A 509-nucleotide genomic window follows, 5' to 3' on the forward strand; every position below is an offset into this window, starting at 1 on the left:
CCTGACCGCCCGCCCCAGTACCGCCCGTCCCAGTACCGCCCCTCTCGGTACCGCCCATCTCAGTACCGCCCCCGTGTCGCGTCCGCGATCTCCTGTGGGGACTTGCCCTCGAACAGGGCCGACTCCGCCTGGCGGACCGCCGCGAAGGCCTCGAAGAGCGGGTCGCCCATCGCCTCGCGCAGGACGCCGGAGGCGGTGAAGTGGCGCAGCGCCTCCGGCAGGGAGGCGGGCAGGCGGGGCCGGCCGCCGACCACCGCCGGGTCGCCGGAGACCGGGTCGGGCAGCATCGCCTTGGCGTCGAGACCCGCGAGCCCCGCCGCGATCACCGTGCCCACCGCGAGATACGGATTGGCGGCCGGGTCGAAGCACTTGACCTCGGCGTTGGCGGCGTCCGGGTCGTCGGGGGCGCCGGTGATGAAGCGGAGGGCGGCCTCCCGGTTCTCGTGCCCCCAGCACTGGAACGCGCCGGCCCAGCGGGAGGGTTCCAGGCGGAGGTAGCTGGCGGGGGA

At 75.2% G+C, this 509-nt stretch carries 1 pseudogene; it reads right to left on the minus strand.

Annotated elements, in window-relative coordinates:
• Positions 1–59 precede the first annotated feature (59 nt).
• A pseudogene (locus ACJA3G_RS38490) lies at positions 60–509 on the minus strand (glutamine synthetase); the annotation flags it as partial.

The sequence above is a fragment of the Streptomyces sp. YS-3 genome (assembly GCF_045257485.1).
Classification (GTDB): domain Bacteria; phylum Actinomycetota; class Actinomycetes; order Streptomycetales; family Streptomycetaceae; genus Streptomyces.